The organism is Klebsiella sp. RHBSTW-00484, from assembly GCF_013705725.1.
Lineage (GTDB): Bacteria > Pseudomonadota > Gammaproteobacteria > Enterobacterales > Enterobacteriaceae > Klebsiella.
Map to the genome: position 1 here is coordinate 4,090,356 of NZ_CP055481.1, position 20,506 is coordinate 4,110,861.

Genomic DNA, 20,506 nt, shown 5'->3' on the forward strand with positions numbered 1-20,506 from the left:
AAACATCGGCAACATAGCGACCATCTCTTTATGTGGACGTCGCTATGTCACTATTTTCTTTACGTCGGCCGGTGGTTAGCCGTACAACCTATCTGATTCTGTTTGCCTGCTATATTGGGCTGGTACTGAATCTCGCCTTCTATCGTCAGGTATTTACCCTGCTGCCGGTCAACGGCCTGCACAACTGGCTGGTGTTCCTCAGCATGCCGATAGTGGCAATTAGCGTGATGAACATCATTACCACCATCGCCTCGTTCCTGAAGCTTGACCGTCTGATTATTAGCCTGTTTATCTTGCTGAGCGCCTCGGCCCAATATTTTATCTGGAACTTCGGGGTGGTGATTGATAGGGGAATGATCACCAACATTATTGATACCACGCCAGCTGAAAGCTTTGCCCTGCTCTCCAGCAAAATGGTTCTGATCCTCGGCCTTTCCGGGGTTCTGGCGGTAGCTGTCGCCTGGTGGGTTAAAATTCGTAAACCGCAAACGTTATGGCGCGGCGTCGCCATGCGCCTGCTCAGCATCGTGGTTTCAGCACTGTTGATTATTCTGGTCGCCGCGCTGTTTTATAAAGATTACGCCTCGGTGTTTCGCAATAACAAAGAGCTGGTGAAATCTTTGAGTCCGTCGAACAGTATTGTGGCGATGAATTCCTGGCATGCACATAACAGAATGGCCAATCTGCCGCTGGTAAGAATTGGCACAGACGCCGTGCAGAAGCCGGAAATGCGCAACGGAGCGAAGAAAAACCTGACCATTGTCGTGTTAGGTGAAACCTCAAGAGCGGCGAATTTTTCGCTCAACGGCTATTCTCGCGAAACCAACCCGCGTCTGAAGCAAGATAACGTGGTCTATTTCCCGAATACCACTTCCTGCGGCACCGCCACGGCAGTTTCCGTGCCGTGCATGTTCTCTAATATGCCGCGTGCCCACTATGATGAAGAGTTGGCGCAGCATCAGGAGGGCGCACTGGATATCCTGCAACGCGCAGGAGTTAAGGTACTGTGGAGCGACAACGATGGCGGCTGCAAAGGGGCCTGCGACCGGGTTCCGCACCAGAACGTGACCAGGCTCAATCTGAGCGGTCAGTGCATTGATGGCGAGTGCTACGATGAAGTGTTGTTCCATAATCTGGAGAGCTACATCGACGGTTTGCAACAGGACGGGATTATCGTTCTGCATACTATCGGCAGCCACGGTCCGACCTATTACAATCGCTATCCGCCGCAGTTCAAACAGTTCACACCGACCTGCGAAACCAATGAAATTCAGGGTTGCACTCAGCAGCAGCTCACCAACACCTACGACAATACGGTTTTGTATGTCGATTATGTGGTCGATAAAGCGATAAAATTATTGCAGTCGAAGCAGGACAAATTTACCACCAGCCTGGTGTACCTCTCGGACCACGGCGAATCGCTGGGGGAAGATGGGGTTTATTTACACGGTCTGCCGTGGTCCATTGCGCCTGATACGCAAAAGCATGTACCGATGCTCTTGTGGCTGTCGCCGGATTATCAACAGCGCTATGGCGTATCCGGACAGTGTTTACAGCAAAAAGCGAAAACACAACCGTATTCACAGGATAATCTCTTCTCCACCCTACTCGGCCTGCTCGGGGTTCAAACCCATGAGTATCAGGCAACAGATGATATTTTAACGCCATGCAGAGAGGCAGGCCGATGAAAATTTTAGTCATTGAAGACGATGCGCTCCTGTTACAAGGATTAATTCTGGCGATGCAAAGCGAGGGCTACGTGTGCGACGGCGTGTCGACAGCCCATGAAGCGGCGCTCTCTCTGGCCAGCAACCACTACAGCCTTATCGTTCTCGATTTGGGGTTACCGGATGAGGACGGCCTGCATTTCCTGGCGCGCATGCGTCGGGAGAAGTTTAGTCAGCCGGTGCTGATCCTCACCGCCCGCGATACCGTTGATGACCGTATCAGCGGCCTGGATACGGGGGCGGATGACTATCTGGTAAAACCTTTCGCTCTTGAAGAGCTGAACGCGCGTATTCGCGCCCTGCTGCGTCGCCACAATAATCAGGGCGATAATGAGCTGACAGTGGGTAATTTGCGCCTTAACGTCACCCGCCGTCTGGTGTGGCTCGGCGAACAGTCTCTGGATCTGACTCCTAAAGAGTACGCCCTGCTCTCACGCCTGATGATGAAAGCGGGCAGCCCGGTGCACCGCGAGATTCTCTACAACGATATTTACAGCTGGGATAACGAACCGGCCACCAACACGCTGGAGGTGCACATCCACAATCTGCGCGACAAGGTGGGTAAAGCGCGGATCCGCACCGTTCGGGGTTTCGGCTATATGTTGGTAGATAATGCGGAGACTGAATAACGCTATGCCTCTGTTTGTCAGTAAAAACTGGACCATGCGCCATCGGCTGCTGCTGACTATCGGCGCTATTCTGGCGGTTTGTCAGTTGATTAGCGTGTTCTGGCTGTGGCATGAAAGCCAGGAACAGATCCAACTACTGGTGGCCAGCGCCATTGAGGGGCACAACAACCAAAAGCATGTTGAGCATGAAGTCCGGGAAGCGGTCGCCAGCCTATTGATCCCAAGCCTGTTGATTATCGGCCTGGCTCTCTATATCAGCTTGCTGGCGGTCAAAAAAATCACCAAACCGCTGTCCCGACTGCAAGAAGAGCTGGAGAGTCGTACCCCAGACAATCTCCAGCCGATTACGCTAAAAGAGTCGGTGCCGGAAGTCACCGCAGTGACTAGCGCGATTAATCAACTGGTTTCTCGCCTGAATCTTACACTGGACCGCGAGCGCCTGTTTACCGCCGACGTCGCCCATGAACTGCGCACGCCGCTTGCCGGGCTGCGTCTGCATCTGGAGCTGCTGGCAAAAGTCCATAGCGTCAGCGTAGACCCGCTGATTCAGCGGCTCGATCAAATGACCAACAGCATCAATCAATTGCTTCAGCTGGCGCGCGTCGGCCAGTCATTTTCCGCCGGGAGCTATCAGCAGGTGGCGCTGAAAGAGGACGTTGTCGAACCGCTACAAGATGAGCTACAGGCGATGCTGGCACAGCGGCAACAGAAGCTGGTGCTTGACGAAGAAAGTGGTGAGGCGATTGTGTCAGGCGACGCTACGCTGGTGCGGGTGATTTTACGTAACCTGGTGGAAAACGCGCATCGTTACAGCCCCATCGGGTCGACGATTCGCGTGTCGATAAAGCCCGGCCTGACGTCAATTCTGGCGGTAGAGGATGAAGGCCCGGGAATTGATGAAGCGAAAAGCGGTGAATTGAGCAAAGCGTTTGTGCGTATGGACAGCCGCTACGGTGGTATTGGTCTCGGGCTCAGTATCGTTACCCGCATAGCCCAGTTGCATGATGCCCAATTCTTTTTACATAACCGTCAGCCCGGTCCAGGGGTTCGCGCCTGGGTGCTGTTCCCTAAAACTTCCCGTCAGAACGTCAGCACCCACTGATGGAAGAAGGTAACGACAATAACAAAGGCGCAGGTAACTGCCAGGTATTCGCGGAAGGTTAATTTTTGCATGGCGCTATCCTCAGTAGATTGAGGATAGTTTCGCCGAACAATATTAAGCCAACATTAAGGGCCACGGAAAAACGAGATTGAATCCGTGACTGGAAATCCCGGGTCGCAGACGGCTATAAACCTGTAGCCCTGGCAAGGCGCGTCAAGCGCCGCCCCGGGATGAAGCCACGCACAGGCATCTGATCCGGCACACTTCCCGGAGGCGATGCTGCGCATCTGTCCGGGCTACCGGACCTCAGACGGCTGTGAACCCGTAGCCCGGGCAAGGCGCGTCAAGCGCCGCCCCCGGGATGAAGCCACGCACAGGCATCGCCTCCGGCACATTCCCCGGAGGCGCTGCTGCGCATCTGTTCGGGCTACAAAACCCGCAAACGGCTACGACGCAGCGATAAACAGATCGCGCAGTTGATGAAGCTGGTCGCGAATTTGCGCCGCCTCTTCGAACTCCAGGTTTTGCGCATGCTGCATCATCTGCCCTTCCAGCTCGCGAATTTTCTGCTGTAGCGCTTTCGGCGTCAGGGTCAGTTCCACCGCATCCGCTTCAACCGGCGAGCGGAACTTGCCGCGTCCCTTGGTTTTGGTTTTCGCAATATTCTGACCCAGCGCCAGAATATCAACCACTTTCTTATTGAGTCCCGTAGGCGTAATACCGTGCTCTTCATTGTAACGTTGCTGCTTCTCACGACGACGCTCGGTTTCATCAATCGCTCTGGCCATCGACGCAGTTATCCTGTCGCCGTAAAGAATCGCCTTACCGTTGATGTTACGCGCCGCGCGACCAATGGTCTGAATCAGCGAGCGTTCCGAACGCAGGAAACCCTCTTTGTCGGCATCCAGAATAGCCACCAGCGACACTTCCGGCATGTCTAAGCCTTCACGCAACAGGTTAATCCCGACCAGCACGTCAAACTCGCCCAGACGCAGGTCGCGGATAATTTCCATACGTTCCACGGTGTCGATATCTGAGTGCAGGTAGCGCACCCGCTCACCGTGCTCTTCCAGATACTCGGTTAAATCTTCCGCCATCCGCTTGGTCAGGGTGGTGACCAGCACGCGCTCGTTAATCGCGGTGCGAATACGAATTTCCGAGAGCAGGTCGTCCACCTGGGTTCCCACCGGACGCACTTCAATAACCGGATCAAGCAGCCCCGTCGGACGGACTACCTGATCGACCACTTCGTCGCCGGATTTATCCAGCTCATAGGCCCCAGGCGTTGCCGAAACATAAATGGTCTGCGGCGCGAGGGCTTCAAACTCTTCAAACTTCATCGGACGGTTGTCCAGCGCCGACGGCAGGCGGAAACCGTACTCCACCAGCGTCTCTTTACGCGCCCGGTCACCACGATACATGCCGCCAATTTGCGGAATAGTGACGTGGGATTCATCAATAACCAGCAGGCCATCAGCAGGCAGGTAGTCGAATAGCGTCGGTGGCGGCTCGCCCGGCCCGCGCCCCGAGAGATAGCGCGAGTAGTTTTCGATCCCTGAGCAGTAGCCCAGTTCATTCATCATTTCGAGATCGAACTGGGTACGCTGGCTCAGGCGCTGCTCTTCCAGAAGTTTGTTGTTCTCCAGCAGCACCTTACGCCGATCCGCCAGCTCAACTTTAATCTCTTCCATCGCCTGGACGATACGTTCACGCGGGGTGACGTAGTGCGTTTTCGGGTAGACGGTATAGCGCGGGATTGTCGACTCTACGTGGCCAGTCAGCGGGTCGAACAGCGACAGGCGCTCAACTTCCTCGTCGAATAGCTCGATACGCAGCGCGATATCGTCAGACTCCGCCGGGAAGATATCGATAACTTCGCCGCGAACGCGGAAGGTTCCGCGCTGGAAGGCCTGATCGTTGCGGGTATATTGCAGTTCGGCCAGACGACGCAGAATGGCGCGCTGGTCGATTATCATGCCGACCGTGAGGTGCAGCATCATCTTCAGGTACAGGTCCGGATCGCCCAGACCGTAGATAGCGGAAACCGATGCCACCACCACCACATCGCGCCGCTCAAGCAGCGCTTTGGTCGCCGACAGGCGCATCTGTTCAATATGTTCGTTAACCGACGCGTCCTTCTCAATGAAGGTATCCGAGCTCGGCACATAGGCTTCGGGCTGATAATAATCGTAGTAAGAGACGAAATACTCCACCGCATTCTCCGGGAAGAACTCTTTCATCTCGCCGTAAAGCTGCGCCGCCAGCGTTTTGTTAGGTGCCAGCACCATCGTCGGGCGTTGTAGATCGGCAATAACGTTGGCGATGGTAAACGTTTTACCCGAACCGGTTACGCCGAGCAGCGTTTGATGCGCCAGGCCATCTTCCAGCCCCTCTTCCAGGCGACGAATGGCTTCCGGCTGGTCGCCAGAGGGACGGAAAGCAGAATGCAGCTTGAACGGTTTACTCATCAATCAGGACCTGAAGAAGGGTTGAACGGCAGGTGTTTAATTCTACCCTTCAGTTCAACTTTTGCCAACAAATAATACTGGATATAAAAACAGTATCATACTATCGTATATCTCCAGATTTGTCTTTTTTACCGCCATCGCGGACGAAAAAAAGCCGCCTTGCGGGATAATCCACCTGTCTGCCGGGTTATCCCCAGAAATTTTTGACATTTAACATTTGTCAAGCAAGGGGATGAATCTTTTATGGCAGCCGGTGACACTTTTTTTACAGCCATTGATTTTATTTAATTAATTGATATTTAACAAAATTTAAGAAAAGATGGGTTTCGCGTCAATTTGCCTGCAGGCCGCGTAATCTCTAGCTTACCGCAAGTTCTCTAACTCTAATGCACAAGGTTATCCACAGGAATAGTGGATAACTGTCTGCAGCCCATGACCTGTGCCACCCGGCCGAAATCACTGAATGGGGCAAAACACCTGCTAAAAAAATTTATTGAATTTTTTTTGCGATTTATCGGCAAAGAATAGCTGGATTTTCTATTATTTTTTGCACCACATTTCAGCGCCCTGGCACCGGGAAAGTGCAAGGTCTGCCGTAACCCTCTTCACTTTCGCCGTGCCGTCCCTGTATTTGTCAGCAAATACCGAGAGTTCTTTTTCCTGGCAAGGGATTTGCAGAATCTTCTTGTCGCCCGCTATCCCAGGAAAGGAGAAAACGTCTATGTTGAGTCTACGTGCCGTGAACCACTATTACGGAAGCCAGCACACGCTGTGGAATGTTGACCTTGAGCTCAGGCCGGGGAAATGTACTTGCGTAATGGGGCGCGAGGGGATGGGGAAAACCACCCTCGTTAACTGTATTACCGGGCACCTCCCGGTGGCCAGCGGCAGTATGACCTGGCAGGACGTGGGGGCTGCGCCTTATGACCTGATGCCGCTCTCCGCGCAATCGCGTAGCGCTATCGGTATCGGCTACGTCCCGCAGGACAAACGCATCTTTTCGCAGCTGAGCGTGGAGGAGAATCTGCATATTGCCCTCGCAGCAGGCGGCGAATCCGCGTCAGCGGTGGCCGGGGAGATTTACGATCTGTTTCCGGAACTCTATACGCTGCGGCAAAGCAAAGGCATTACGCTGACGGCTGATGATCAGTACCAGTTGGCGCTGGCCCGGGCGCTGATAACCCGCCCGCGCCTGCTGATCCTCGATGAACCCTCGCGCGCTGGCGGGCAAAGTTTTCTGCACAAATTAGGCGACCTGCTGGTTCGTCTGAACCGCGATATCGGCCTGACGGTGCTGATCGCCGAGCAGCACCTGCCGTTTATTCGCCGGGTCGCGGACAGTTTCTGCCTGCTGCACTGCGGTCGCAGCGTCGCCCAGGGGGATGTTATCCAGCTGGATGCGCCGCTGCTGGCGCAGTGGATGACGCCCGATCCAGCACGCTGAGATCGAGATAGTGGCCGAGATCCTCGCGCTGTGCCACATCCGCCAGCCACGGGATCTCGCCGAGAAACGGCGCGGGCAGCACGCGTTTCAGCGTCGCCAGATACTCAAGGTGGCGCTTGCCCGGCGGCTGGATATCGTTGGCAACCCATCCGGCCAGCGGCAGATCGGCCTGAAGCACCGCCTGCGCGGTCAGCATCGCATGGTTAATGCACCCCAGCTTAACGCCCACCACTAAAATCACCGGTAACTGCTCTTGCTCTACCCAGTCGGCAAAGGTCAGCGTTTCTGAAAGCGGCGTAAACCAGCCCCCCGCCCCTTCGACTAACACCCAATCCGCCAGCCCTTCCAGCTCGCGTAAACCGGCTGAAAGCGCTACGGCGTCAATTGGCCTGCCCTCATCGGCGCTGACAATATGCGGTGACGTCGGTTCAGCAAAAGTGAATAGATTGACCTGTTCGTAGCGCAATGTCACCCGGCTATTGCGCTGTAAGGCCAGCGCATCGTCGTTGCGCAGCCCATGCGCCGTGTTTTCGCTGCCGGAAGCGACCGGTTTATAACCCGCGCTATTGAACCCTGCGCGATTGGCTGCCTGTAGCAGAGCGCAGCTGGTGACGGTTTTACCAACTTCGGTGTCGGTTCCGGTCACAAAGAAGCGTTTAATCACGTTCGATGACTCCTGTAAAAAGATGGTACGTCAGCGGGCATAACCCCTGCTGCTGCGGCCAGGCCAGTTGAAGCTGGCGCAGTTTGCCACGACTAAGCGGTGTGGCGCTGCGGCCCTGATGCAAATGGGTCGCGCCAATGCCTTTAAGCGAACGCATCGCGCTGAGCGCATCGGCAAACGGCAGAGTGATGGCATGGACATGACCGGTAGCGCGGCGACCAACCAGCGTCTGACGTACCGCCTGCTCGCTGAGAAAACGGTTAACATGCGGCTGTTCATCAATAGCTCGCCACGCCTGATTCAGCTCCGGCAGCGAACCTGCCAGCAAAGTGCTAAACGCCACCCGACCGTCGGGTCGCACGACCCGATACAGCTCATTAATGGCAGTGGCAAGATTGTCGCACCACTGAACCGCAAGGTTGCTCCACGCCAGGTCGACGCAGCTCTCCGCCAGCGGTAGCGCTTCGATATCCCCTTCGACGTAGCGATGCGCGCAGTCTCCGCGCCGGGCTTGCGCCAGCATCTCAACGGAGAGATCCAGCGCCGTCACCCGGCACCCGGCCTCGCGCCAGAAGCGGCTTATGCTGCCGGGGCCACAGCCCGCATCCAGTACCTCGGGGAAGGTTTTTATATCGAGCTGCTCCAGCAGCCGGGAAGCGCTCAGACGTTGCAATTCATCATGCTGAGAGTAATGGCCCGCCGCGCGACCAAACGCCGCTGCTACCGCGCGTTTATTCACCACCGTCATGCAGTACCTCCAGCAGGCGGGCGATATCGTCGGATCCATGGGCCGCCGTCAGCGTCAGGCGCAAGCGCGCGCTACCAACAGGGACCGTCGGCGGACGGATGGCCGTCACCCAGCAGCCCTGTTCACGCAGGCGCGCCGCCAGCCTCAGCGCACGGGCATTGTCGCCGACGATAAGCGGCTGGATTGCGCTGATGGATTGCGTGAGTTCACCGGGATAGTCGGCCATTTGGCGGCGAAAATCGGCAATATGACGGGCCAGCTTCTCCCGCCGCTGCTGACCGTCGTCGCTACGAATCACGCCCAGCGCAGCGCTGAGGGCCACCGCCTGCGCCGGAGGCATGGCGGTGCTGTAAATCAGATGACGGGCAAACTGCAACAGATAATCCGCCAGCGCCTCGCTGCACAGTACCGCCGCGCCGCTAACGCCAAAAGCTTTGCCAAAGGTGACAATCAGCAGATCCGGATGTACCTGCTGGCTATCGCAACTGCCTCGCCCCTCTTCGCCGACCACGCCGATGCCGTGCGCGTCGTCAACCAGCAGGAGCGCCTCAGCCGCCCGCGTCGCCCGCTGGATATCCGTCAGCGGAGCGCTATCACCATCCATACTGAAAATCCCTTCGGTCACCACCAACTGTTGACCGGATAGCGGTTTCGCCAGCAGCTCTTCAAGATGCCAGGCGTCATTGTGCTGAAAGCGCCGCAGATGCGCCGGACTGAGATTAGCGGCTTCAAGAAGCGAAGCATGGCTGAGGCGATCGGCAACAATCCGATCTTCTTTGCCCGCCAGCGCGGCAATCACCGCCTGATTGGCGGCAAAGCCTGAAATAAACAACAGCGCGCGCGGGTAGCCCAGCCAGTCGGCAAGCTGCTCTTCCAGTGCGCAATGCGCCTCGCTATAGCCGCTGACGTGACCGGAGCCGCCGCTGCCGACGCCATAGCGCTCCGCGCCTTCCTGCCAGGCTTTGACGATTGCCGGATGTTGGCTGAGGCCAAGATAATCGTTACTGGAAAAATTGAGCCAGCGCTGGCCTTCGCGGGTGAGCCAACGACCGGCTCCCTGCGTCACCGGCTGACGGCACCGCAGAGCGTCCGCCGCCTGCCGCTCTTCCAGCGCCTGCTCGATACGCTGCTGCCAGCTCATAGCGCCGCCGCGTTGTAATATTCCTCGGTATCAGGATTCATCAACGCCTGCTCCAGGCGCTGCTGCTGGGCGTTATCGCCTTCCAGCACCGCGGTTTGCTGCGGGTTAATCCCCAGTTTACGGAACAGCTGCAGATCTTTGTCCTCTTCCGGGTTGGGCGTAGTCAGCAGCTTGCAGCCGTAGAAAATCGAGTTGGCCCCGGCCATAAAGCACATCGCCTGGGTTTGTTCGTTCATCTGCTCGCGCCCGGCGGAGAGGCGCACGTGCGAGGTCGGCATCATGATGCGTGCGATGGCAATAGTGCGAATAAAATCAAAAGCATCAACGTCGTCGTTATCCGCCATTGGGGTGCCTTTGACCTTCACCAGCATGTTGATCGGCACGCTTTCCGGCGGGGTCGGCAGGTTAGCTAATTGCAGCAGCAATCCGGCGCGATCTTTGACCGTTTCGCCTAAGCCGACGATACCGCCAGAGCATACTTTGATCCCGGCATCGCGCACTTTGTCGAGGGTATCGAGGCGCTCCTGGTAGGTGCGGGTAGTGATGACATTGCCGTAAAACTCCGGCGAGGTATCGAGGTTATGGTTGTAGTAATCCAGACCGGCACCGGCCAGGCGCTGCGCCTGGCTGTCGTTAAGGGTACCGAGCGTCATACAGGCTTCCAGCCCCATCTCCTTCACCCCTTTCACCATCTGCTCGAGGTACGGCATATCGCGATCGTTGGGGTTCTTCCACGCCGCCCCCATGCAGAAGCGGGTTGAACCGGCATTTTTCGCCTGCCGTGCCGACTCCAGTACCTGTTCAACCTCCATCAGGCGCTCGGATTCGAGACCGGTTTTGTAGCGCGCGCTTTGCGGGCAGTATTTGCAATCTTCCGGGCAGGCACCGGTTTTAATCGACAGCAGCGTGCTGACCTGAACCTGACGCGGGTCGAAGTGCTGACGGTGGGTCTGCTGCGCTTCAAACAGTAAATCCAGGAAGGGTTTATTAAACAACTCAGTGACTTGTGACATTGTCCAGCGGGTGTGGTGAGCCATTAGCCTCTCCAAAAAAGTTTTGTTAATTGTCGGTTCGGTTTATACTCGTAAACCTAAATGTTTTCAAAATGGTTTACAAGTCGATTATGACAATGGACGATCTCGCTTTCGATCGGCGCCACATCTGGCACCCTTACACTTCAATGACTTCACCGCTGCCGGTCTATCCGGTGGTGGCCGCCCACGGCTGCGAGTTGACCCTTGCCGGTGGCGAGCAGTTAGTTGACGGCATGTCGTCCTGGTGGGCGGCGATTCATGGCTACAATCACCCGCGGCTGAACGCGGCGATGAAAGCGCAGATTGACCAGATGTCGCACGTGATGTTTGGCGGGATCACTCACCCTTGTGCCGTCGCGCTGTGCCGCCAGCTGGTGGCGATGACGCCGGAAAGCCTTGAGTGCGTGTTCCTCGCCGATTCCGGCTCCGTTGCCGTTGAAGTGGCGATGAAAATGGCGCTCCAGTACTGGCAGGCAAAGGGCGAGCCGCGTCAGCGCTTTCTCACCTTCCGCAACGGCTATCACGGCGACACCTTCGGTGCGATGTCGGTCTGCGATCCGGATAATTCGATGCACAGTCTGTGGCAGGGTTATCTGCCGGATAACCTGTTCGCCCCAGCGCCGCAAAGCCGCTTCGATGGTGAATGGGATGAGCTGGATATGGTGCCGTTCGCTCGTCTGATGGCCGCCCATCGCCATGAAATCGCGGCGGTTATTGTGGAACCGATCGTCCAGGGCGCAGGCGGAATGCGGATGTACCATCCCGAGTGGCTCAAACGGATCCGCAAAATGTGCGACCGCGAGGGCATCCTGCTGATTGCCGATGAAATTGCCACCGGATTTGGTCGCACCGGCAAGCTGTTCGCCTGCGAGCACGCAGGCATCGCGGCAGATATTCTGTGCCTCGGCAAAGCGCTAACCGGCGGCACCATGACCCTATCCGCGACGCTGACCACCCGCCAGGTAGCGGAAACCATCAGCAACGGTGAAGCGGGCTGCTTTATGCACGGCCCGACTTTTATGGGTAACCCGCTGGCCTGCGCGGTAGCGGCGGAGAGCCTGCGTCTGCTGGCAAGCGGTGAGTGGCAACAGCAGGTGGCGGCGATTGAAACACAGCTGAAAACCGAGCTGGCCCCGGCAAGAGAATCGGCGCTGGTTGCCGATGTCCGCGTACTCGGGGCGATTGGCGTGGTCGAGACCCGCAGGCCGGTGAATATGGCAGCGCTCCAGCGCTTTTTCGTCGACCAGGGCGTGTGGATCCGCCCATTCGGACGCCTGATCTATCTGATGCCGCCGTATATCATTACCCCACAACAGCTGACCCGTCTGACCAAGGCGGTTAACGCCGCGGTACAGGAAGAAACATTTTTTAGCGAATAAGAGACGGTAATGGCGCGGCGGCGGGGATTCAACGTCCATTTTCACAGCCTCGGCAACGCATCAATTACCGCCCTGTTTAGCTAATCCCCTGATTGCGGCGTAAACGCCTTATCCAGGCTACATGTTCGTGCGATTTGGTAGCCCGGGTAAGGCGCCAGCCGCAACCCGGGAAAACCAAAACAACGACTACTCCGTCACCGCCAGCACGGCGTTTTTTCTGACCCGCGCGAACCACACCACCGTCAGCAGGCCGAGCCACACCAGACCGGCGATCAGCGCAATCCGCGTCTCCTCCACCATCCCCAGCACCGCGATCACCAACCCCATAAACAGCAGGGTAAGCAGCGGCGCAACCGGCCAGAATGGTACCGGGAACGCGATATGACGACGCTCTTCTTCAGACAGACCGCGACGCATCGCAAAGTGCGCCAGCAGGATCATCAGCCAGACCCACACCGTAGCGAAGGCCGCCAGCGAGGCAATCAGCACAAACACCTGCTCCGGCATCAGGTAGTTCAACACTACCGCCGCCAGCAGTGCCACCCCCATCACCACCACCGTCATCCACGGCACGCCGTTGCTGGCGATGCGCTTGAAACTCTTCGGCGCCATCCCCTCTTTCGCCATGCCGTACATCATCCGGCCCGCCCCGAAAATATCGCTGTTGATCGCCGAAATACTGGCGCTGATCACAATGATATTAAGGATGGTGGCCGCCGCCGGGATGCCCAGGCCATCAAAAATCAGCACAAACGGACTGCCCCGCTCGCCGAAGCTGTTCCACGGGAAAATCGCCATCAGAATCGCCAGGGTGCAAACATAGAACAGCACGATACGCAGCGGGATGGTATTGATCGCCTGCGGGATCACCTTCTGCGGATTTTTCGCTTCCGCCGCGGTCACGCCGATAATTTCCACGCCGCCGAAGGCGAACATCACTATGCCAAGCGAGGCGATAATGCCCTCCCAACCATTAGGCGCAAAGCCGCCGTGGCTCCATAAATTTTCCAGCCCGGTGGCCGGGAAAGCATTGCCGAAACCGAAGAAAATAATGCTGCCGCCCGCCACAATCATGGCAATAATCGCCACCACTTTAATCAGCGACAACCAGAACTCCATCTCGCCAAAAACGCGTACGCTGCACAGGTTCATGGCGCCGATGAAAAAGATAATGCTCAGCACCCAGATCCAGCGCGGGACGTCGGGGTACCACAGCCCCATATAGATGCCGAAGGCGGTAACGTCCGCCAGGGCGACAATCACCATCTCAAAGGTGTAGGTCCAGCCGGTGATAAACCCCGCCAGCGGCCCCAGATACTGGCGCGCGTAGCTGCCGAAGGAGCCGGAAACGGGGTTACGCACCGCCATCTCCCCGAGCGCACGCATAACGATAAACACCGCCGCGCCGCCGATCAGATAGGCCAGCAGTACCGCCGGGCCGGCGGCCTTAATCGCCGATGCGGAACCATAAAACAGCCCGGTACCGATAGCGGAACCAAGCGCAATGAAGCGAATGTGACGGGCGTTCAGCCCGCGCAGCAGGTGTGGCTTGTTCTGTTGTTGCATATGCAAGTGTCCTGATAGTTTTTATACGACGACAAATATGCGTGTAGGGTGGCCGGGAGGAGAGATCCTCCCGGCGCAGGTACAGAGAACAGCGATGATTTAGTGTTGGTCTGAGAGCACGCCAGGCAGCAGCCGCGTCAGGTGACGCTCCGCCAGAAGCGCAATAGCGTTTTCAATATCCGGGGCGAAGAAGCGATCTTCGGTGTAGTGCGTGACTCGCTCGCGCAGCAGGTGGCGCGCCTCTTCCAGCAGCGGACTGCTGGCCAGGCCTTCGCGCATATCCAGCCCCTGCACGGAAGCCAGCCACTCAACGGCCAGCACGCCGCGCGTGTTTTCCGCCATCGCCCACAGGCGACGACCGGCAGCCGGAGCCATCGAGACGTGGTCCTCCTGGTTAGCTGAAGTCGGCAGGCTGTCCACGCTGTGCGGGTGCGACAGTGCTTTGTTTTCGCTGGCCAGCGCCGCGGCGGTGACCTGGGCAATCATAAAGCCGGAGTTGACGCCGCCGTTTTTAACCAGGAACGGCGGCAGCTGCGACATATGGCTGTCCATCATCAGGGCGATACGGCGCTCCGAAAGCGATCCGATTTCGGCAATCGCCAGCGCGATATTGTCCGCCGCCATCGCCACCGGCTCGGCGTGGAAGTTACCGCCGGAAATCACGTCGTTTTCGCTGGCAAATACCAGCGGGTTATCGGAGACCGCGTTGGCTTCAACCAGCAGCACCTCCGCCGCCTGGCGAATTTGCGTCAGGCAGGCGCCCATCACCTGCGGCTGACAGCGCAGAGAGTACGGGTCCTGAACCTTGGTGCAGTTGTGGTGCGATTGTGAAATGGCGCTGTCGTCGGTCAACAAGTGGCGATACAGCGCCGCCGCGTCAATCTGCCCGCGCTGGCCGCGCGCTTCGTGAATACGCGGGTCAAACGGACGACGCGATCCCAGCGCCGCTTCGGTGGTTAACGCGCCGCAGACTACCGCTGAAGTAAACAGGTCCTCAGCTTCAAACAGGCCGCGCAGGGCAAACGCCGTCGATGCCTGAGTGCCGTTGAGCAGCGCCAGCCCCTCTTTTGCCGCCAGGGTGATGGGTTCGAAGCCCGCCTGACGCAGTGCTTCCGTTGCCGGTAACCATTCGCCGCCCCGCACCCGCGCTTTCCCTTCGCCCAGCAGCGTTAAAGACATATGCGCCAGCGGCGCGAGGTCGCCGGATGCGCCGACCGAGCCTTTCGCCGGGATCCACGGCGTCACGCCCGCATTCACCAGACCTATCAGCGCCTGAATCACGCTCAGGCGGATCCCGGAAAAGCCGCGCGACAGGCTGTTAATTTTCAGCACCATAATCAGACGCGCCAGATCATCATCCAGCGGTTCGCCAATCCCTGCCGCGTGCGACAACACCAGCGAGCGCTGAAGATTTTCGAGATCTTCGGTGGAGATGCGGGTTTGCGCCAGCAGGCCAAAACCGGTGTTAATGCCATACGCGGTGCGGCCTTCCGCCAGAATCGCGTTGACGCAGGCAACGCTGTCATCAATGGCGGCAAAGGCGCTCTCGTCAAGGGTGATGTTGAGCGGCTGGCTATAGACATCGCGCAGCTGCGACAGGCTGAGTTGACCCGGAATCAGTGTTAAAGCGTTCATTTAGCGTGCCCCTGCGTTGCTGCCACCATCGGAAGATTCAAACCTTGTTCTGCTGCGCATTCAATAGCAATATCGTAGCCCGCATCGGCATGGCGCATCACGCCGGTCGCCGGATCGTTGTGCAGGACGCGAGCAATGCGCGCCGCCGCTTCGTCGGTACCATCACAGACGATAACCATGCCGGAGTGCTGCGAGAAGCCCATCCCTACCCCGCCGCCGTGGTGCAGCGACACCCAGGTCGCACCGCTCGCAGTATTCAACAACGCATTGAGCAGCGGCCAGTCGGAAACCGCATCGGAGCCATCGCGCATCGACTCCGTCTCGCGGTTCGGGCTGGCGACGGAACCGGAATCAAGGTGGTCGCGGCCAATGACGATTGGCGCGGAGACTTCACCACTGCGCACCATTTCGTTAAACGCGAGGCCCAGCTTCTGCCGCCACTCCAGCCCCACCCAGCAGATACGCGCCGGTAAGCCCTGGAAGCTGATGCGCTCGCGGGCCATATCCAGCCAGTGATGCAGATGCTTATCGTCTTTCACGATCTCTTTGACTTTAGCATCGGTTTTATAGATATCCTGCGGGTCACCGGACAGGGCGACCCAGCGGAACGGACCGATGCCGCGACAGAACAGCGGACGAATATAGGCGGGAACGAAGCCGGGGAAGTCAAAGGCGTTGCCAACGCCCATCTCCTGGGCCATCTGGCGAATATTGTTGCCGTAGTCAAACGTCGGCACGCCCATTTCGTGGAAGGCCAGCATCGCCTGCACGTGGTCGGCCATTGAGCGCTTCGCCGCCAGAATGGTGCCCTGCGGGTCCGATTCGGCTTTCACCTGATACTCTTCCCAGCTCCAGCCTTTCGGCAGATAGCCGTGCAGCGGGTCGTGGGCGCTGGTCTGGTCGGTGACCATATCCGGGCGCACGCCGCGCTTGACCATTTCCGGTACGATGTCTGCCGCGTTACCGCACAGGGCGATAGAGATCGCCCGGCCTTCAGCGGTGTATTTTTTGATGCGCGCCAGAGCGTCATCCAGCGAAGTCGCCTGTTCGTCAACGTAGCGGGTACGCAGGCGGAAATCGATACGGCTCTGCTGACATTCAATGTTCAGCGAGCAGGCACCTGCCAGGGTCGCGGCCAGCGGCTGCGCGCCGCCCATACCGCCGAGACCGGCGGTCAGTACCCAGCGCCCTTTCAGGCTGCCCTGATAGTGCTGACGACCGGCCTCAACGAAGGTCTCATAAGTGCCCTGCACGATGCCCTGGCTGCCGATGTAGATCCAACTGCCGGCGGTCATCTGGCCGTACATTGCCAGGCCTTTAGCATCGAGTTCATTAAAGTGTTCCCAGGTCGCCCAGTGCGGAACCAGGTTGGAGTTGGCGATCAGTACGCGCGGCGAGTTTTCGTGGGTTTTAAATACGCCCACCGGTTTGCCGGATTGCACCAGCAGGGTCTCATCGCTCTCCAGTTCTTTCAGCGCCTTCACGATGGCGTCGTAGCATTCCCAGTTACGCGCCGCACGTCCAATACCACCGTACACCACCAGCTCATGCGGGTTTTCGGCGACATCCGGGTCAAGGTTGTTCATGAGCATACGCAGCGGAGCTTCGGTCAGCCAGCTCTTCGCATTTAACGTTGTGCCACGCGGCGCACGTACGTCCTGCTGGCGGTATTTGCTTTGCGACATCGGGGGGTTCTCCTGACAATTAACGTTGTGTACGTAGATACATATACTTGTCTATACAAGCATGCGCAAGCCAGGATTTAACACAAATGATACATTTTTGTTATATTGCGTCAGCAATCACATTTTGCCAACGCGCGTAAAGATCAGGAACCAAAGTGGCCCTGCAGGCGATAGCGGCTACCGGGAAAAAGCAGGCGCGCATGGGAGACGATATGGGTGGTGGACCAGGTACGGCGGCGAATCAGCAGGCACGGGTCATGGGCATGGATATGCAGCAGCACGCACTCCTCCGCGGTGGCCTGCACCGCTTCAACGATGTGCTCCCCCTCGGTTAAGGGGGCAATCAGCGACAAATAGTCGTGAGGCGTAGTGGCGGTATAGTCCTGGCGCAGATAGTCCGGTACGACGGCGGCGTTAACGCAGCGGTCTTCAATCTGTACCGGAACATCATTTTCAAAATGCACCATCTGCGAATGAAAAATCCGCGTACCGACCGCCACGTTCAGCGCCGTGGCCTGAATAAGGTCGGCCTGAGTCTCCTCCAGCAGCAATACCTGACAGCGGTGCTGATGGTGGCGGGAGGCAATTTCGTCGGCGATGCTGCGTACTTCAAACAGCGCCGACTGCCCTTTTGGCTCTGCGACAAAGGTACCAACGCCCTGGAGTCGCACCAGCAGGCCCTCGTCGGTCAGCTCGCGCAGCGCCCGGTTGATGGTCATGCGGCTGAAGCCAAACTGCGCCACCAGCTCCGCCTCCGAAGGAATACGATCGTGCACACGCCAGACGCCGCTGTGGATCTTTTCGCTGATCGCCTGTTTCACCTTTTCATAGAATGGCGCGGGTGCGGAACGAGGTTGCGGTGAGAACATAGCCGGGCTTTCCTTGTGCTAATGGGCGGCGAAACGTCCAGAATATACCGAATCGCTAATGCCACCAATGGGCGATTTGCCATGCCAGACGCGCTGCCGCGCGGGCTCCTTGACTATCGATATCATACTGCGGATTAAATTCTACTAAATCCACCGCCTGGAGCTTACCGCTGCGGCACAGCGGTTCAACAATGCGCAGCAGCGTTGCCAGCGGGATACCGAGCGCAGCAGGCGCGGAGACCGCCGGCATTTCACGCGCGGGCATCACATCCAGATCAATAGTCAGATAAAGGCGATCGTAACAAGCGATATTACGCGTGATTTCCGGGATAACTCGCGCCTCAAAAGAGGCGAGAACGTCGAGATCCTCAATAATCGTCACCTCGCGGCGGGCGGCCTCATCCCACAGCGCTTGGGTATTGGCGGCGCGGCTTACGCCGATACAGGTGTAATGGAAGCCTCGCTGCTGCGCTTCACAGGCCAGCGCCAACTGGCGGAACGGCGTACCGGAGCTGGCCTGGTCGGCAAAACGCAAATCAAGGTGCGCATCAAGGTTAATGATGCCGACTTTCTCGTCAGGAAACGCATCCAGCACCCCGGCACCGTGGCCGAAAGCCGTCTCGTGCCCGCCACCTAATACCAGCGTGCGTTTGCCTGCGCGTTGGCAGAGGGCAACTGCCTCGCGCAGCGCCTGCTGAGCCTCTTCCAGTCCCTCACCCACTGCGCTGATGGTTCCCATATCAACGCAGCGGTCATGCCCCTGGTGACTGGCCATGTTCGCCAGCGCCCGGCGCAGGGTTTCAGGTCCCTTTTCGGCCCCGGTGCGCCCTTTATTGCGCCGGACCCCTTCATCGCAGGCAAATCCCAGCAGGGCAATATCACCCGCCAGCGCTTCAGGTTCAAAGCGTTCAGCCCGCTCGATGGTTTGAAACAAGCGTAGCGCGTTAGCCGCTTCCGCGCTGTCATCGCGCCCCTGCCACAGTGCCGCGGGCGTAGATTGCCAAAGCTTCATGCGATTTCTCCTCGAACGACGCGCTGCCAGAGCGGGCTGCGCCCCGGTTCATAAACCATTTCCACCGGATGTTCGGCATCCCAGATAGCAAAATCGGCAACAAAGCCTGCGGCCAGCTGCCCGTGGCTCGCCTGACGGCCCAGCGCCTGCGCTGCATGTCGGGTAACCCCTGCCCACGCCTCCTCCGGCGTTAAGCCAAATTTCACACAGGCCATATTCATCGCCAGATGCAGGCTGGCAAAGGGGCTGGTGCCAGGGTTGTAGTCCGTCGCTACCGCCATTGGCACGTGATATTCACGCAGCAGCTCAACCGGCGGTTTACGGGTTTCGTTAAGAAAATAGAACGCGCCGGGAAGGAGCACCGCCACGGTGCCGCTGCGGCTCATTGCCGCGACTCCCTCTGGCGTCAAATATTCAATATGGTCGGCGGAAAGGCCTTTATAGCGGCTCACCAACTCAGCGCCGCCCAGCGAAGAGAGCTGCTCAACGTGCCCTTTGACCGAAATCCCCAATGCCTGGGCCGTACTGTAAACCCGCTCGGTTTGCGCCGGACTAAAACCGACATTTTCACAGAAGGCATCGACGCTTTCGAACAATCCCTCTTCCCACAGCGCGGGCAGAATCACTTCGCAAACCAGATTAATGTAGCCATCCGGGTCGCCTTTATATTCCGGCGGCGTGGCGTGAGCGGCGAGCAGCGTTGGCGAAATCTCGACGGCATGGCTTGCGGCGAGTTGCTGCACGACACGCAGCATCTTGCGTTCGTTTTCAAGGTCTAACCCGTAGCCGGATTTAATCTCCAGAGTGGTGACGCCTTCACGCAGCAGCCGCTCCAGCCGCCGTCGGGCCAGCTCCAACAGTTCCGCTTCGCTGCTTTCCCGGGTAGCGCGCACCGTTGAGTTAATACCGCCGCCGTTGGCGCTAATAGTCTGGTAGGAAACACCATTGAGGCGCTGCTCCCACTCCTGCGCCCGGCTGCCGCCAAAAATCAGATGGGTATGGCAATCAATCAGCCCCGGCGTCAGGAGCCTGCCACCAAGGTCGATGCTTCGCCCGGCGGGCGCCTCATTATCGGCAACAATGGCCTCGATGCGACCATTGCGCACCAGCAGCGCGTGACGCTCCAGCAGGCCGTAAGGTTGTGAGTGGTCAGGATTCAGGGTAGCGAGACGGGCGTTTCGCCAGATTACACGTTCGGAGGTGGCTTCAGTCATAGCGGTCAACTTGTCATGGGTTGTATAGACATTTATTTTGATCCTGCGTGAAATGTCAACAAAAGCAAGGATGAATGTTATTTATTTGTGACCAAACGCGACCCATTCCCGGTTCCTGCTATACAAAAGCAGCAACTTTTTTGCGCTATGTCTTCCCGTTTCGCTTAACTTGGTATAAAACAGCAGGCT

At 57.9% G+C, this 20,506-nt stretch carries 16 protein-coding genes; 5 read left to right on the top strand and 11 right to left on the bottom strand.

The features are described from left to right. Positions 1 to 44: 44 nt before the first annotated feature. Genes eptA through pmrB form a run of 3 tightly spaced genes read left to right on the top strand, consistent with a single transcriptional unit; the run spans position 45 to position 3,458 of the window. On the top strand, positions 45 to 1,688 hold the full coding sequence (gene eptA, locus HV213_RS19345; RefSeq protein WP_181482942.1) for a phosphoethanolamine transferase EptA: 1,644 nt from the start codon (positions 45 to 47) through the stop codon (positions 1,686 to 1,688). Beyond that, positions 1,685 to 2,356, top strand: a complete 672-nt coding sequence (pmrA, locus tag HV213_RS19350) for a two-component system response regulator PmrA (protein WP_181482943.1) — start codon at positions 1,685 to 1,687, stop codon at positions 2,354 to 2,356. The genes eptA and pmrA overlap by 4 nt, the downstream gene beginning before the upstream one ends. Before the next feature lie 4 nt (positions 2,357 to 2,360). Further along, positions 2,361 to 3,458, top strand: coding sequence for a two-component system sensor histidine kinase PmrB (gene pmrB / locus HV213_RS19355; RefSeq protein ID WP_181482944.1), 1,098 nt, complete (start codon positions 2,361 to 2,363; stop codon positions 3,456 to 3,458). 446 nt (positions 3,459 to 3,904) lie between these two features. Here pmrB and uvrB read toward each other — a convergent pair whose 3' ends face one another. Then, positions 3,905 to 5,926 (bottom strand): excinuclease ABC subunit UvrB, encoded by a 2,022-nt coding sequence (uvrB, locus tag HV213_RS19360; RefSeq protein ID WP_110276775.1) that lies wholly within the window; start codon positions 5,924 to 5,926, stop codon positions 3,905 to 3,907. A 721-nt stretch (positions 5,927 to 6,647) separates the two neighbouring features. On the opposite strand from uvrB, the gene HV213_RS19365 reads away from it, so the two are divergent. Next, positions 6,648 to 7,370 (top strand): ABC transporter ATP-binding protein, encoded by a 723-nt coding sequence (locus HV213_RS19365; protein WP_181482945.1) that lies wholly within the window; start codon positions 6,648 to 6,650, stop codon positions 7,368 to 7,370. Here the strand turns inward: HV213_RS19365 and bioD are convergent. From bioD to bioB, 4 genes are read right to left on the bottom strand one after another with little or no spacing between them, the layout of a single operon-like run. Then, a complete protein-coding gene (gene bioD / locus HV213_RS19370) occupies positions 7,312 to 8,034 on the bottom strand; it encodes a dethiobiotin synthase (protein WP_181482946.1) in 723 nt (240 codons plus the stop codon). The two genes, HV213_RS19365 and bioD, sit on opposite strands and share 59 nt — an antisense overlap. Continuing rightward, complete coding sequence (gene bioC / locus HV213_RS19375; protein WP_181482947.1) at positions 8,027 to 8,782, bottom strand: malonyl-ACP O-methyltransferase BioC; 756 nt, start codon at positions 8,780 to 8,782, stop codon at positions 8,027 to 8,029. The genes bioD and bioC overlap by 8 nt, the downstream gene beginning before the upstream one ends. Next, positions 8,766 to 9,923, bottom strand: a complete 1,158-nt coding sequence (gene bioF / locus HV213_RS19380) for an 8-amino-7-oxononanoate synthase (protein ID WP_181482948.1) — start codon at positions 9,921 to 9,923, stop codon at positions 8,766 to 8,768. Before bioF ends, bioC begins: the two co-directional genes overlap by 17 nt. Next, complete coding sequence (bioB, locus tag HV213_RS19385) at positions 9,920 to 10,960, bottom strand: biotin synthase BioB (protein WP_181482949.1); 1,041 nt, start codon at positions 10,958 to 10,960, stop codon at positions 9,920 to 9,922. The genes bioF and bioB overlap by 4 nt, the downstream gene beginning before the upstream one ends. 86 nt (positions 10,961 to 11,046) lie before the next feature. Here bioB and bioA point away from each other — a divergent pair, with 86 nt between their 5' ends. After that, a complete protein-coding gene (gene bioA / locus HV213_RS19390; protein ID WP_181486458.1) occupies positions 11,047 to 12,336 on the top strand; it encodes an adenosylmethionine--8-amino-7-oxononanoate transaminase in 1,290 nt (429 codons plus the stop codon). A 186-nt stretch (positions 12,337 to 12,522) separates the two neighbouring features. Here bioA and HV213_RS19395 read toward each other — a convergent pair whose 3' ends face one another. From HV213_RS19395 to hutI, 6 genes are all read right to left on the bottom strand, one after another. Further along, on the bottom strand, positions 12,523 to 13,902 hold the full coding sequence (locus HV213_RS19395; RefSeq protein ID WP_181482950.1) for an amino acid permease: 1,380 nt from the start codon (positions 13,900 to 13,902) through the stop codon (positions 12,523 to 12,525). A 99-nt stretch (positions 13,903 to 14,001) separates the two neighbouring features. Beyond that, on the bottom strand, positions 14,002 to 15,537 hold the full coding sequence (hutH, locus tag HV213_RS19400; RefSeq protein WP_181482951.1) for a histidine ammonia-lyase: 1,536 nt from the start codon (positions 15,535 to 15,537) through the stop codon (positions 14,002 to 14,004). Next, a complete protein-coding gene (gene hutU / locus HV213_RS33310) occupies positions 15,534 to 17,222 on the bottom strand; it encodes a urocanate hydratase (protein WP_228288555.1) in 1,689 nt (562 codons plus the stop codon). The genes hutH and hutU overlap by 4 nt, the downstream gene beginning before the upstream one ends. Before the next feature lie 143 nt (positions 17,223 to 17,365). After that, the gene (locus HV213_RS19415; RefSeq protein WP_181482953.1) at positions 17,366 to 18,091 is read right to left on the bottom strand and encodes a histidine utilization repressor; all 726 of its coding nucleotides are present in this window, start codon (positions 18,089 to 18,091) and stop codon (positions 17,366 to 17,368) included. 55 nt (positions 18,092 to 18,146) lie between these two features. Beyond that, complete coding sequence (gene hutG, locus HV213_RS19420) at positions 18,147 to 19,103, bottom strand: formimidoylglutamase (protein ID WP_181482954.1); 957 nt, start codon at positions 19,101 to 19,103, stop codon at positions 18,147 to 18,149. After that, positions 19,100 to 20,398, bottom strand: a complete 1,299-nt coding sequence (gene hutI, locus HV213_RS19425; RefSeq protein ID WP_228288633.1) for an imidazolonepropionase — start codon at positions 20,396 to 20,398, stop codon at positions 19,100 to 19,102. The genes hutG and hutI overlap by 4 nt, the downstream gene beginning before the upstream one ends. Positions 20,399 to 20,506 lie beyond the last annotated feature (108 nt).